8 protein-coding genes and 1 pseudogene are annotated in these 14,643 nt (G+C 54.5%); 5 read left to right on the plus strand and 4 right to left on the minus strand.

Annotated elements, in window-relative coordinates:
- Nucleotides 1–98 precede the first annotated feature (98 nt).
- Together AC07XZ_RS04685 and AC07XZ_RS04690 are read left to right on the plus strand one after the other, a co-directional pair.
- Nucleotides 99–311, plus strand: a complete 213-nt coding sequence (locus AC07XZ_RS04685) for a hypothetical protein (RefSeq protein ID WP_146024030.1) — start codon at nucleotides 99–101, stop codon at nucleotides 309–311.
- 13 nt (nucleotides 312–324) lie between these two features.
- Nucleotides 325–6,537: a calcium-binding protein gene (locus tag AC07XZ_RS04690; RefSeq protein ID WP_207252743.1), complete on the plus strand. Its 6,213-nt coding sequence runs from the start codon at nucleotides 325–327 to the stop codon at nucleotides 6,535–6,537.
- 660 nt (nucleotides 6,538–7,197) lie between these two features.
- Here the strand turns inward: AC07XZ_RS04690 and AC07XZ_RS04695 are convergent.
- Nucleotides 7,198–8,012 (minus strand): annotated as a pseudogene (locus AC07XZ_RS04695) (NYN domain-containing protein).
- Nucleotides 8,013–8,328: 316 nt separating this feature from the next.
- Here AC07XZ_RS04695 and AC07XZ_RS04700 point away from each other — a divergent pair.
- Nucleotides 8,329–9,642 (plus strand): HNH endonuclease, encoded by a 1,314-nt coding sequence (locus AC07XZ_RS04700; RefSeq protein ID WP_102688011.1) that lies wholly within the window; start codon nucleotides 8,329–8,331, stop codon nucleotides 9,640–9,642.
- Nucleotides 9,643–9,896: 254 nt separating this feature from the next.
- Here AC07XZ_RS04700 and AC07XZ_RS04705 read toward each other — a convergent pair whose 3' ends face one another.
- Nucleotides 9,897–10,727, minus strand: a complete 831-nt coding sequence (locus AC07XZ_RS04705; protein WP_048390108.1) for an alpha/beta fold hydrolase — start codon at nucleotides 10,725–10,727, stop codon at nucleotides 9,897–9,899.
- Between the two features lie 227 nt (nucleotides 10,728–10,954).
- Here AC07XZ_RS04705 and AC07XZ_RS04710 point away from each other — a divergent pair, with 227 nt between their 5' ends.
- A complete protein-coding gene (locus AC07XZ_RS04710) occupies nucleotides 10,955–11,434 on the plus strand; it encodes a MerR family transcriptional regulator (protein WP_102688012.1) in 480 nt (159 codons plus the stop codon).
- A gap of 15 nt (nucleotides 11,435–11,449) precedes the next feature.
- Here AC07XZ_RS04710 and AC07XZ_RS04715 read toward each other — a convergent pair whose 3' ends face one another.
- Entirely contained in the window at nucleotides 11,450–12,376 is a 927-nt protein-coding gene (locus AC07XZ_RS04715; protein WP_102688013.1) for an acetoacetate decarboxylase (ADC), read from the minus strand.
- A gap of 115 nt (nucleotides 12,377–12,491) precedes the next feature.
- On the minus strand, nucleotides 12,492–13,295 hold the full coding sequence (locus AC07XZ_RS04720; RefSeq protein ID WP_102688014.1) for a type 1 glutamine amidotransferase domain-containing protein: 804 nt from the start codon (nucleotides 13,293–13,295) through the stop codon (nucleotides 12,492–12,494).
- A 194-nt stretch (nucleotides 13,296–13,489) separates the two neighbouring features.
- On the opposite strand from AC07XZ_RS04720, the gene AC07XZ_RS04725 reads away from it, so the two are divergent.
- Nucleotides 13,490–14,569 (plus strand): saccharopine dehydrogenase family protein, encoded by a 1,080-nt coding sequence (locus AC07XZ_RS04725; RefSeq protein ID WP_102688015.1) that lies wholly within the window; start codon nucleotides 13,490–13,492, stop codon nucleotides 14,567–14,569.
- Nucleotides 14,570–14,643 lie beyond the last annotated feature (74 nt).

Below are 14,643 nucleotides of genomic sequence, written 5' to 3' on the forward strand. Positions count from 1 at the left end.
GCTCGTTTCGCATTCATCGTGTCTTTTTCGCCGCTTCATGGTGCGCGAACAGCTTCTTTCGTTGCAGTCAGAGGGATCTTCCAGGAGCGCTCTATGGCTTGCGTGATGCAGAGATAAAACCAATGGGCAACATGATCTGGGGGGCTCTAGGACTATTGCCGGTACTGGCATTGTTCTTTCTGTCCTGGAGTGAACTGCCGAAGTTTCAGGGCAAACCGCCGGTGAAATGGAGGGTATGGACCAGCCATGTGCTGTCGGTGTTGGTGTTGGTGGAGTTAGCTGTGTTGTTACTGCTTTTCTATTTCCAATAATCGAGAGGTCGTCATGGCTGGCAACATATTTGAGTTGAAAACCGATACCCCCAACCAGCCCGTAGTGGTCGATCCCGCCTGGTACCAACAGGGGCAGACGATGATCGAAGGGCTGATGGCGAACGGTGAGAATACCATGGAGCAGGCCCTCGCCAAGATCAGCACTTTCATGGAGTCCAAGACGGCATTGCAAAAAGGCAGCATGGCGCTTGGGGTAATGAGTAGCGCGGTCATGAAGTTCGCTGCCAACACTCCGCTGGGCGCGCCCTTGGCGATCAGTGCGTTTGCCGGCGATATCGCCGTATTGAGCGAAGCCATCTCCACGGGTAATGCGACGACAGGCCAGGTGCTAAATGTAGTCAGCGGGGCCTTGAGTATCACTCAAGCATTGGCATTGATGGCCACCATCGGTATTGCCGGAACAGCGGCCGGGGCATCGGCGGCTACGTTCGCCGCAATCGTTGGAGCTGCGGCGCTGGTGGTGGCGGCAGCCAGCTGGATCGTGGACAACATTGATACGGTCAAGACAGGCCTCAATGGCGCTGGCGATTTTATTGTGGAGCAGGGCCAGGCGTTGGCAGGGGCCTTGCTGGGGCTTGGTAACGCGGGCGTACAGGCAATGAGCGACTTCCTGGATGGCCTCAAGTCGCTATTCGAAGGTGCCGGTACGACGTCTAGCCCGTTGATCCTCGATCTGGATGGGGATGGGGTGGAAACTTTGTCGGTCGAGCAGGGCGTGCATTTCGACCACGATGCAAATGGTTTTGCCGAACTCAGCGGATGGGTGGGCAAGGACGACGGTCTGCTGGTTTGGGATCGTAATGCCAACGGCCGGATTGACAGCGGGCGCGAGCTATTCGGTAACAATTCGACATTGGCGAATGGTGGTTTGGCAGCAAATGGCTTTTCCGCGCTGAGCGAACTGGACAGCAATCATGACGGAAAGGTGGATGCCAATGATGCTACCTATGCACAACTGCGAGTCTGGCGCGACAGTAACAGCAACGGGGTTCTCGATGCCGGCGAACTGCTGACCCTCGATCAGGCCAATGTGGGCAGCTTGAACCTGGGCTATGTCGAGCAGACTCAAACCGATGGCCAAGGCAATCAGGTCCTGCAGAAAGGTACGTATACCGACGCAAATGGTGTTGTTCGAGAGATGAGCGATGTCTGGTTCAACGTCGACCCGGCGCGAGCAGTAGACTTGCAAGCGATACTGAGCAGCGGGTCGCAGGCTTTGCCCGATTTGGCCGGTTTTGGTCTTGTGGTGGGTTTGTCCAAGGCCATGGCGCTGCCAGGCGGGGGAGAGTTGCGCTCGCTGCTCGAACAGTTCGTTGCGCAAACTGACCCCCTGGCCCGTAACGTATTGCTCGATAACATCATCTTCGCCTGGAGTGGTGTCGCTGGGCTGAGCCCTACCAGCCGTGGCGGTTTTATAGATGACGCCCGCAAGATTTATGCCCTGGAGGCTTTCCTGGGCCGATCATTTGTCCAGACCGCCAACGGTAATACGCCCAACCCAGGCCCCAATTCCGCTGCCAAGCTGATGAAGGCCTATGACGAACTGGCGGGTTTCATTTCCTCTGGACTGATGTTGCAAAGCCATTTCAAACCCTTGTTGCAGGCTCTGGATTTCACCTTCCAGGGGGGGCAGTTGAAGCTGGATGTAGCGCCGCTGGTGGAGGTGTTTCGCAGCCGCTACAACCAGGAATTCAGCAGCGGGATTGACATAATGAAGGCCTTCGCCAAGGCGCTGGTGGATTCTGGGGGCAAGTGGGGCGCGGACGTTCTGGCTGACTTGAAGCGTGCGGGCAACCCGACGGCGGAGGGTTTCGAGTTTGTGTTGGCCAACCTTGACGCAGTAATGGGCGGGCTGGATAACGACGAATTGTATGGCGATGAAGGGGCTAACTTGCTGCTTGGACTGACTGGTCAGGACATCCTCTACGGCGGTGCCGGAAACGATGTCCTGGACGGTGGCCACGGAAATGATTTTCTGAGCGGTGACGCCGGCTCGGATACATATCGCTTCAGCCGTGGCTGGGGCGACGATGTGATCAACAGCTATGACCCGGGGACGGGCAAGACCGACATCATCGAGTTTGACGCCAGCGTCCTGCCAACGGACATCATTTTTACTCGTTCGGGAAACAACCTGGTGTTTCGTCTGCAAGGTGGCAGCGACAGGATCACCGTCAGCAACTTCTTCTCGGCCGGATACAAGATCGACGAGGTTCGTTTCGCCAACGGTGTCGTCTGGACCGCGCAGCAGATCATGGGCGTAGTCATGGTCAGCACCGATGGTAATGACGAGCTCCATGGCTACGGTTCCGATGATCTGCTCAGCGGTGGCTTGGGAGATGATGTGCTGTATGGCGAAGCCGGCAATGACATTCTCGATGGTGGTGCGGGCAATGATGTGCTCAATGGTGGCGCAGGTTCTGATATCTACCGCTTCAGTCGAGGGTGGGGGCAGGACATCATCAACAATTACGACAGTGCAACTGGCAGAGTCGATGTCATTGAGTTCTTCGGCAACATAAATCCAGAGGAGCTGGTGCTGACCCGTTCAGACAGTCACTTGGTTATCTCCCTCCGGAATTCCTCCGACAAAATTACCGTACGTTATTTTTTCAGTAGTGGTTATCAATTGGAGGAGATCCGTTTTGCCAGCGGCACCACGTGGAGCCTGGCTCAGATAAAAGAGAGGGTCATGGCAAGCACCGATGGCAATGACGAATTGCACGGTTATGGCGGTGATGATCTGGTTAGTGGTGGGTTGGGCAATGACAGCCTGTACGGCGAGGGCGGCAACGATGTGCTGCTTGGCGGTGCGGGCAACGATGTCATGGATGGTGGGGAGGGTTCGGATACTTATCGGTTCGAGCGAGGCTGGGGACAGGACACCATCAACAATTATGACTCGACGATCGGTAAGACCGATGCCATAGAGTTTGGTGTCGATATCAATCCGCAAGACCTGATGCTGAGCCGTACCGACAGCCACTTGAATATTGTCCTGAAGGGGACTTCGGACAAGATCACCGTGCGGTACTTCTTCAGTAAAGACTACCAGTTGGAGCAGATCCGCTTTGCTGATGGAACTGTCTGGAGTCTCGAGCAGGTGAAGATCATGGTGGCGGGCGCCACTGTCGGTGATGATGAGCTACATGGTTATGGGACGAATGATCAGCTCAACGGCTGGCTTGGCAACGATCGCCTGTTTGGGGAAGGAGGGGACGACATCCTTGAGGGCGGCGCTGGTAACGACGTACTTGACGGCGGGACCGGCTCTGATATGTACCGGTTCAGCCGCGGCTGGGGCCAGGACACCATCAATAACTACGACACTACGGCTGGCAAAGTCGATGTCATCGAGTTTGGCGCCGATATCACTCCCGAAGACCTGGTACTGACCCGCACCGACAGCCACCTGAACATCGCCCTGAAGGGGAGTTCGGACAAGATCACCGTGCGGTACTTTTTCAGTGGCGGCTACCAACTGGAGGAAATCCGCTTCGCCAATGGCACGACCTGGAGCCTGGCGCAAGTCAAGGTGATGGTGATGACCAGCACCGAAGGCAATGACGAGCTGCATGGTTATGGCACCGATGATCTGGTGAGCGGTGGCCTGGGTAACGACAGCCTGTACGGCGAGGGCGGCAACGATGTGTTGGTCGGCGGTGTGGGCAATGATGTCATGGATGGTGGCGCGGGTTCGGATATTTACCGGTTCGAGCGGGGTTGGGGGCAGGACACCATCAACAATTACGACACCACGGCTGGCAAAATTGATGCCCTAGAGTTTGGCGCCGACATCAAGCCCGAAGACGTTGTACTGACCCGCACCGACAGTCACTTGAACATTGCCTTGAAGGGGAGTTCGGACAAGATCACCGTGCGGTATTTCTTCAGTAGCGGCTATCAGCTGGAGGAGATCCGCTTCGCCAATGGCACGACCTGGAGCCTGGCGCAAGTCAAGGTGATGGTGATGACCAGCACCGATGGCAATGACGAGCTGCATGGTTATGGTACCGATGATCTGGTGAGCGGTGGCCTAGGTAACGACAGCCTGTACGGCGAGGGCGGCAACGATGTGTTGGTCGGTGGTGTGGGCAACGATGTACTGGATGGGGGGACAGGTTCGGATGTCTACCGGTTCGAACGAGGCTGGGGCCAGGACACCATCAACAGTTACGACTCTACGATTGGCAAAGTTGATGTCATAGAATTTCTAGGAAATATCACTTCGCAAGATATCGCTCTGACCCGTACTGACAATGACTTGAATATTCAGCTTAAGGGTACGTCGGACAAAATTGTAGTGCGTTATTTCTTCAACACTGGTTATCAACTGGAGCAGATTCGTTTTGCCAACGGGCAGAGCTGGGGCCTAAATCAGATCAACGCGATAATTGCCGGAGCAACAACGGGAAATGACGAGATGCACGGCAACGGTACGGATAATGAGCTTAACGGCCTGGAAGGAGACGATCGGATTTTCGGTGAGGGCGGGAACGATGTGCTGATTGGTGGGGTAGGCAACGATACCCTGGATGGCGGAGCCGGCTCTGACATCTATCGATTCAGTCGCGGCTGGGGCCAAGACACCATCAACAACTACGACACCACGGCTGGCAAAGTCGATGTCATAGAGTTTGGTGCTGATATCAATCCCGAGGACATGGTGCTAACTCGCTCCGCCAGCAACCTGAACATTGCCCTCAAGGGAACTTCGGACAAGATTACCCTGAGGTATTTCTTCAACAGTGGTTACCAATTGGAAGAGATCCGCTTCGCCAATGGCACGACTTGGAGCCTGGCGCAAGTCAAGGTGATGGTGATGACCAGCACCGAAGGCAATGACGAGCTGCATGGTTATGGCACCGATGATCTGGTGAGCGGTGGCCTGGGTAACGACAGCCTGTACGGCGAGGGCGGCAACGATGTGTTGGTCGGCGGTGTGGGCAATGATGTCATGGATGGTGGCGCGGGTTCGGATATTTACCGGTTCGAGCGGGGTTGGGGGCAGGACACCATCAACAATTACGACACCACGGCTGGCAAAATTGATGCCCTAGAGTTTGGCGCCGAAATCAAGCCCGAAGACCTGGTACTGACCCGCACCGACAGTCACCTGAACATTGCCTTGAAGGGAAGTTCGGACAAGATCACCGTGCGGTATTTCTTCAGTAGCGGCTATCAGCTGGAGGAGATCCGCTTCGCCAATGGCACGACCTGGAGCCTGGCGCAAGTCAAGGTGATGGTGATGACCAGCACCGATGGCAATGACGAGCTGCATGGTTATGGTACCGATGATCTGGTGAGCGGTGGCCTAGGTAACGACAGCCTGTACGGCGAGGGCGGCAACGATGTGTTGGTCGGTGGTGTGGGCAACGATGTACTGGATGGAGGGACAGGTTCGGATGTCTACCGGTTCGAACGAGGCTGGGGCCAGGACACCATCAACAATTACGACACCACGGCTGGCAAAGTTGATGCCCTGGAATTTGGCGCTGACATCAAACCCGAAGACCTGGTACTGACCCGCACGGACAGCAATCTGAACATTGCCCTGAAGGGGGCTTCGGACAAGATTACCCTGAGGTATTTCTTCAGCAGCGGTTACCAAATGGAAGAGATCCGCTTCGCCAATGGCACGACTTGGAGCCTGGCGCAAGTCAAGGTGATGGTGATGACCGGTACCGACGGTAATGACGAATTGCATGGTTATGCTAGCGACGATCTGGTCAGTGGTGGGGCGGGCAATGACACCCTTTATGGCGAAGGTGGAAACGACATTCTTGATGGCGGTAGCGGGAATGACTTGATGGATGGAGGTGCAGGTTCCGACACCTACCGGTTTGGTCTAGGGGGCGGGCAGGATCGTATCTCGAATTACGATACGGTTGCCGGAGCCGTGGACACGCTGGCTTTTGACCCGGGTATCAGTTCCCAGCAATTATGGTTCAGAAACAACGGTTCTCATCTTGACGTCAGTGTCATAGGCACCTCCGACAAGATAACGGTGAACAATTGGGCAGTAGGCAGCAGTTATCGCCTGGATCAGTTCCGGACAGCGGATGGAAAGACGCTGTTGGAAAGTAATGTCCAGAACCTGGTTCAGGCGATGGCCGCTTTTGGAGTTCCACCGGGAGGGGAGTCGAATTTGACATCCGCCCAGCGTGAACAATTGGATGCCGTCATTGCAGTCAACTGGCAATAAGTCGATTGCATTGCCGGGGTGGCCTCGGGCTCGCGAATGAGGGTGATGCTCGATTACACGAGCAGGAATGGTTGTCGTCCATTTTGTTGACGCGGCCGCCTATGGTCAGGCGGTCGATGTTATCGAGCCGCTACACGTACTTGTGCTTGAACTTGATCTGTCATTGATTCGCCCAGACTTTCGTAGACGGTCCTATGCCCTTAACCGAGGTACATCAGAATTATGGATCCAGCTGTTTTGATGACACCATTGCGCGTCCGCTTCTGGCCGAAAGCTGTCCGTTGAAGACACCCACTTCCCCTGGTCTTTCGAGGTCGAACCAGTGATGTCGGAGAGATGGGTTGCGGAAATGGCCGAAAAGATGCGGAAACGATCCAGAAAAGTGCGGGGTAAAAATCTCAAACCCTAGAAACGACAAAGCCCTGAATAATCAGGGCTTTGTCGTATAAAAGATGGCGGAGGCGATGGGATTCGAACTCATGGACCTGTTACAGTCGACGGTTTTCAAGTCCATGAATAAAGCAAGTATTTTCAATGAGTCATGGCCAAAAGTATTCCGCTTTGATTGTGCGCAAACCTCACTCGGTTCGGCCGTTGAAAGCCAGTAGTTGCCTTTCGTCACCTTCAGCTATCGGCCAGAACGATCGTTGGTGACAGGTGCTAGGAACTAGGCTGTCGGCGCCGGGCATAGAGTATTGAACCACTCATTCCCGACGTTCCTCTCGTTTGCAGTTCGAACGTTTCTGGATACCCCTTGATCAACTCACTGAGCTTCTTATAACCATGGGTGCGAGGGTCGAATTCAGGTCTCAATTTGCTGATGTTGGTGCCCAGCGCACCCAAGTGAGCCCAGCCATCCTCATCGGCAATGTCATCCAAGATCTTTGCGATAAAACTTACTGGTGCCTTGGGTCGCTTCTTTACCTCGGGCGTACTGGGGACTTTGACGGCCTCTACTGCGACGGGCGGCTCGGGCTGGGGCTCGGGTCGGTCCTGTCCATTGCTCGCAGCAACAAGCACTTCATTGCGCAGCAATTCGGTATATATGAACTTGTCGCAGGCCGACACGAATGGTCTTGGGGTTTTTTCTTCACCAAACCCGTAGACGGTCAAACCTTCTTCTCGTAACCGCGAAGCAAGGCGGGTGAAATCACTGTCGCTCGAAACCAGGCAGAAACCGTCGAAGCGTCAGGTGTACAGCAGGTCCATTGCATCGATGATCAAGGCGCTGTCTGTTGCGTTCTTACCTTTGGTGTAGGCGAACTGTTGGATAGGCTGAATCGAATGGTCGAGTAGCACCTTTTTCCATCCACCCAACTGAGGACCAGTCCAGTCGCCATAGATCCGCTTGACGTTGGCGACGCCGTACTTGGCGATTTCTTCGAATAAACCTTCGACAATTGCAGCGGGGGCATTGTCGGCGTCGATTAACACTGCCAAGTGGTTTTGCGTAGGGGGGGTGCGTGGATGGCCATGGGACGTCCTTGAGTTGAGGACTTCAACATATCGTTAAATCACGGATGAACAAAGGTACCACCGCTTTGCGCCAGAGCGTGTGCCTAGCCAGCGGCTACAGGTTTACAGTGATGTGCAAAGCGGAATCGGTTAGCCAATGTGTTGCATCGATCGGTTGAATCACAGCCAAAGCAGTCAGTTGGATGTATCTAGAAAACCAGGGGCGATTCACAATGGTAGATTGCGGAATAATTTAGGTGTTTCGGCGCTCGTCACCGACCTACCGTGGAGCCCTTATCAGTGGGCATTTCTACTACCTTTTTGTGCTAATTTAACATGAAATTGACACCCGAACAGATCAACTTGCTCTTGGAAAACATTGGTTTTACCGTTATCAGCGACAATCAGAAAAAACACATCTGGCAGTATGAAGACGGTGAACCGTTGTTTGTGAACATGGCGGCTGACTCGGGAATATCTGCGGTGGTGATCGACCCTCACTGGATGAGTCGAGTCTCGGAGCTCCAAATGATTCGAGGCGTCACTCCAGGGGCCGCCTACGTTCACCATAGCAACATGAACGTGTTTCCAAAGCGACTGAACCGTGGAGTCAAACCGATCCCCTACGGCTTACCGATAACGTTGGAAGATAAAAGTTCGCTGCTTGGGCTTTTGGGAGTTCTGTACCCATCGCTCGGTGCTAAGTGGAATGGCTTAGTGACGCGTTCATCTGCGAGCGAAACGCCTCTACAAGAAAGTCAATTCATCAGCCATTACGAGTTGTTGGCTTGGTTTGAGCAGTACACTGGGCAAGTGCTTACCTGGGAGCAGCTCCAGCAAGCTCCCGGTACCGTGACGATCTCAGCCAAGGGTATCTACAAACCAAAGGAGCTCGTTTACGCGTTGTCGATTAGCCAGAGGCTGGACAGCCCCTACCGCGATCAAAAGCCTGTTTATCAAGAGAACGGAAGCTGGCACTACTCCTACGCTCAAGAGGAGGCCCAGCGTGGTGACTCCGCGAGTCTGTTTACTAACCAGGGGCTGAAGAGGTGCATGGATGATGCAGTGCCTGTCGCAGTTCTGGTGCAGCTATCAAAGAAGCCAAAAGTAACGACATACCGGATTCTAGGACTGGCTAAGGTTATCGCGTGGGAGGACGGCTTTTTTACCCTTGAGAGCACCACGCTGGAAGAAGATGGCATCACGGCAAGCCCAACTATCGACAACTCATCGACCTATTCGCCAACAGGAATCGAAGATAACCGCGAACGTACACTCAAGGAGATCGCTAAACGTCAGGGGCAGGGCGCGTTCCGAAGTGGATTGCTTACCGCCTACGAGGGACGCTGCGCCATTACTGGTTCCGCAGTTAAGCAGGTGCTGGAGGCTGCGCATATCACCCCGTATTTAGGACCAGAAACTAATCATATTAGTAACGGGCTTCTACTACGCAGCGATCTACACACACTATGGGACAGAGGCTTGATCTATCTTTGTGAAAATCTCAAATTGCAACTCAAACCGAGCCTTGAAACCTCTGAGTATTTCGATCTCGCGGGCAAAAAAATTAGGGCTAGAACGGGCGACGCTCCAGGGCTATCTATGAATGCAATTCGGGCACATCGAGAATGGTGCTGCAAGACCGATTGAGTCCGGTGGTAGATCCTATCTGAGGTCCAGTGTGACCCTGGTTTATCCAATGTGTTGCATCGAACGGTTGAGTCCACAGTCGATTTCCGTCAGTCATGAAAGGCTGAAATCGTTCAAAAGAGGTCGTTCAGGAGTGGCTGCTTGCGGCCAATAGCGGACAATCAGTTAACGCATTTCTTATGCACATTGCGAAATTCAAAATCTGATCTTGGAATCGCAAGGGGAAAAAGGGCGGGATTAACCCGCCCCATTTTTTAGCTCCGCACGAATGCCAGAAGATCTGCGTTAATCGTCTCGGCGTTGGTTGTCGGCATTCCATGAGGGAAGCCCGGGTAGATTTTCAACGTACTGTTTTGCAGAAGTTTGGCCGACAAAACCCCTGCATTTTCATAAGGCACGATCTGGTCATCATCACCATGCATTACCAGGACGGGGATCTTGATGCTCTTCAAGTCTTCGGTGAAGTCGGTCTGAGAAAACGCCACTATCCCGTCATAGTGTGCCTGTGCACATCCCATCATGCCTTGTCGCCACCAGTTCAAGACAATGCCCTCGGAGGTCTTTGCACCCGGGCGGTTATAGCCATAGAAAGGCCCTGCAGGAACGTCGTGATAAAACTGTGCCCGGTTGGCTTTCAGTTGTGCCTGCAAGTCGTCGAACACTGACTTCGGCAGGCCGCCAGGATTGGTCGGTGTCTGGACCATCAGCGGTGGCACGGCACTGATGATGGCTGCTTTCGAGACTCGGTCTTCGCCATGGCGAGCGATATAGTGAACGACTTCGCCGCCGCCGGTGGAGTGCCCGACGTGAACTGCGCCTTGTACACCCAGGTGATCAACTACGGCCGCGACGTCGTCGGCGTAGTGGTCCATGTCGTGTCCATCCCAGACCTGGCTGGATCGCCCGTGACCGCGCCGATCGTGTGCTACAACCCGGTAACCGGCACCCAGGAAAAAGAGCATTTGCGCGTCCCAATCATCTGCGCTCAGTGGCCATCCGTGGTGAAAAAAGATGACTTGGGCATCGCGTGGCCCCCAGTCTTTGTAGAAGATTTCAACACCATCTCTTGTAGTGACATACCCCATGTTCGTATCTCCTGAATGAAGTGGAGGCCTTCATCGAATCGCGTTCCGATCATGGCCTTGAGTTAACAGCATGCAGCCCTTCCGGTAGGCAGTTCAGAGTGCGTTGCTGGATTAGCCTGCGCTTACTCACGAACGCCATGACGACCAAGTCACACGTTGCGCTTGGCCGCCCGAGGACTTTAGGTTTAAAGTCAACTTTAAGGTCAATAGATTTTTCAGGGTGAGGTATGAGAATAGGCGAACTGGCGAAAATCAGCGGACTGGCACCGTCACGCATCCGTTTCTATGAGGCCAGTGGCTTGATCAGCTCCGTTGAGCGCAAGGCCAATGGCTACCGGGACTATGCGCCCGATACCGAATGGGTACTGGAACTCATCACCGGCGCACAAGCGGCAGGTTTCTCATTGGAGGAGATTCGGCAACTGATGCCGATGAATGCCAGTGGCTGGCGGCACGACGAGTTGCTCACTGGACTCAAGCAAAAGGTGGAAGAAATCAGCGTTCTGCAGGAGCGGCTAGCGCAAAACAAAGCTCAACTTCTGGTCGTCATCAAGGGCATCGAAGATAAACCCGAGGGCATGGCGTGTGGGGATAATGCTCAAATGCTGATAAATCGTCTGCGTGAAGAGGGAGTTGGCAAAGCTTCAGATAGGCGCGCGGTAACGTCTTCTACAAAAAAACACACCCGTCAGGCTTCCGGAGCCTGACAGGCGCAAAAGGTCTCAGCGCTCGCCAATCAGGCTGGCGAGTGGCTTGGGCGCATAAAGCGCACTCTGGAACTCTGGCACGTATTCGTACTTCATCATTTTCCCCAGCTTCAGGGCACGGAGGTAATTCGACAGACTGCCGTCGCCCAGTGTGAGGGTGGCCGAATCAGCGTCGCGGCTGGAGCCGTGACTGAGCTGGCGGGAAACCGCATACCCGTATGCCAGTTGGCCATGATGATCTAGATTGGTGAAGCTGCTGGTGACGATATCGACATCACGAGAGAGGTTGTCGAGTTTCTTCGCTTTGAAGGACACGTCAACTTTTCCGGTCTGGCTGTCGGTGATGTCATAGACCACAGATTGGGCATCTTCTTTGCGGTCAATACCGGTCAGCCATTTAGGCAGGTTGTAACCGACGACACCGCGCACCCGTGCAAGCTCGGTATTGACCGGCAGCTTGAGCACATAGCCCCAGAAGTCGCCAGACATCGACTGGCCAATCAGTGTGAACGGGCCCAGATTGGCTTTGCCTGGCTTGTTGGTAATGATCGACACGGCCACTTCGTTATAGGCGTCGTTATCACAATGCTCATAGGTGTACGCGGTAAACGCAATCAAGCCGCGACCCGGCCAGATTTGCAGGGGGTGTACGGTTGCCAATACTTCCGGCGGCATCAATGCCCGAAGTGCGTCCAGGTCGGCCGTGTAGACAGCAGTTACCCGACTGTTCTGGTAGTAAAAGTTCGGGGAGTATGACTCGAAGCCGATGTCGACCTTGTGCTTTTCCAGTCCCTTGAACCAGCTCAAATCAACACCTGGCAGTTCTGCTGCAATCACCGACAAGGGAGGATTCGAGCGATAACGGTCGTACAAGCCGCCCTTGACGACCGGCACTGTGTGGCCTGCGATATCGATTGTGTTGGTTTCAGTCGGGCTGAGCATTTCAGGCGTCCCCGCCAACGCATGGTTGGCAATTGAGCTGAACAGCAATCCTGTTAATACGGCGCTTGCGAGTTTCAATCGGTCTTTCTCCGGGTGGTGGGAACTACTTGAGGGTTCAGCGAGCTACGTTGTCGCCTGAGAGCACCGCCATCACGGCTTCAGCTACGGCTTTGGGCGATTGAGGGTTTTGGCCGGTGACAAGCCTTCCATCAGTGATGCCGAATGACGTGAATGGCAGCCAGCCCTTTCGGTACCGCGCGCCTTGGCTCACCAACTTGTCCTCAAGGAAGAAGGGCACCTGGCTTTTCATGCCGGAGAACAGCTCTTCGCGATCAGAGAAGCCGGTGATGTTCTTCCCTTTGATGATCAACTGGCCTTGTTCATCCTTCAGATCCAACAGACCCGCAACGCCATGGCAGACGGCCGAGACGATGCCACCCTGGTTGTAGATAGTTTCGGCGACACGCCGCAGGTCGGGATTATTGGGGAAGTCCCACATCACCCCATGGCCCCCGGTGAAGTAGATGACGCTGAACTGGGACGGATCGACATCGGCGATCGGCAGTGTGTTTTGCAGGCGAGCGCGAAAGGCAGGGGACTGCAAATGCTCTCGGGCGGCCTTGTCCATGTAAAGCCAACCGAGGCTGCGCTCATCTAGAGGCACCGCACCGCCTTTGGGACTGGCAAAAACTGTGCTGTAACCAGCTGCCTCCACTACGTCGGTGAAATGCGTCAGCTCAGTCAGCCACAACCCCGTCGTATCGGTTCGTGAGGGATAGCTGGAGTGGTTGGTCAGAATCACCAGAATTTGGCGATTCTTGGCAGTCATTGTGGAAGGGGCGGTGTCAGCATTTGCAAATGTCATGAAAGCGCTACCTATCAGTACCAACGCATAAGAAACAAAGGTCTTGAGCATCATCCGGGTTCCATCAATCAAGCAGGTCGGCGCATGCTCACCTTAAACCTCGCTTTAAGGTCAACCCCGCCGCTGCAAATAATTTCCACTGGTAGCTGCTCACTTCAACTTGACCCTCAACCTGACTTTAACGCTAGCGTCTGATGCTGAATGAGCAAGGCATTAACGCTCGTCACTAATCCACTCGGGAGCCATGCATGAGTCAGCAAGACAACCTTGATATGCAGATGAAATGGATGATTTATGGAGCCAACGGCTACACCGGCGAGTTGATCGCTCGTGATGCTGTAAAACGTGGGCTTAAACCTGTGCTGGCGGGACGTAGCCGAGACAAAGTTGAAGCCCTGGCTCGGGAGTTGGGTCTTGAAGCTCGGGTGTTTGGACTCGAAGACGAAGTACGTTTACTTGCTCAGATCAAAGGCCATGGCTTGGTTCTGCATTGTGCAGGGCCGTTCTCAGCGACCGCTGTTCCGATGATGGAAGCATGCTTGCGTGCCAATGCACATTATTTGGATATCACCGGCGAGATTGCCGTATTCGAGCACGCTCAATCCCTGAATGAACGTGCGCGGGCGGCGGGCGTGGTCATTTGCCCAGGCGTCGGTTTCGATGTGGTCCCTACGGACTGTGTTGCTGCTGCATTGAAAAATGCGATGCCGGATGCCACGCATCTGGCATTGGGTTTTGATTCGCGCTCAAGTTTTTCGCCCGGTACTGCTAAGACTTCAATTGAGGGTATGGCGCAGGGTGGCAAGGTTCGCCGTGACGGCAAAATCACCTCGGTGCCGCTGGCCTACCGGGTGCGTCGCATCGACTTTGGTGCCGGAGAAAAGCTGGCAATGACTATTCCATGGGGCGACGTTTCCACTGCTTGGCACACCACCGGCATTGCCAACATCGAAGTTTTCATCCCTGGTTCCGCAGGCATGATCCGCGGCGCCCGGTTTGCTAATTGGATTCGTCCGTTGCTGGGTTTGTCGTTCGTGCAGCGGTTGCTCAAAGCACGAATTGGAAAAACCGTGGTCGGCCCAGATCAGGAAAAACGCGCAGATCAAGGCACCTATGTTTGGGGCGAGGCTCGCAACGCCCGTGGTGAGTGCAGAACCGCGCGCCTGCATACCGCGAACGTCTACAGCCTGACGATCGACGCTGCATTGGCGGTGGTTGATTACCTGTTGCAAATGCGTCCGACTGGCGGGGCTTACACACCCGCACTGTTGTTAGGTGCTGAGCTGGTGACGCAATTGCCAGGATCTGGCGCGATGAACATCGACTGATTCGGAAAAAAGATGTTGACCTTAAAGTTGACTTCAATCTTAAGGTAGCCTCATATCCAGTTGAGGACTGCCCC

The sequence above is a fragment of the Pseudomonas sp. GW458-11-26-14-LB4 genome, assembly GCF_059423925.1.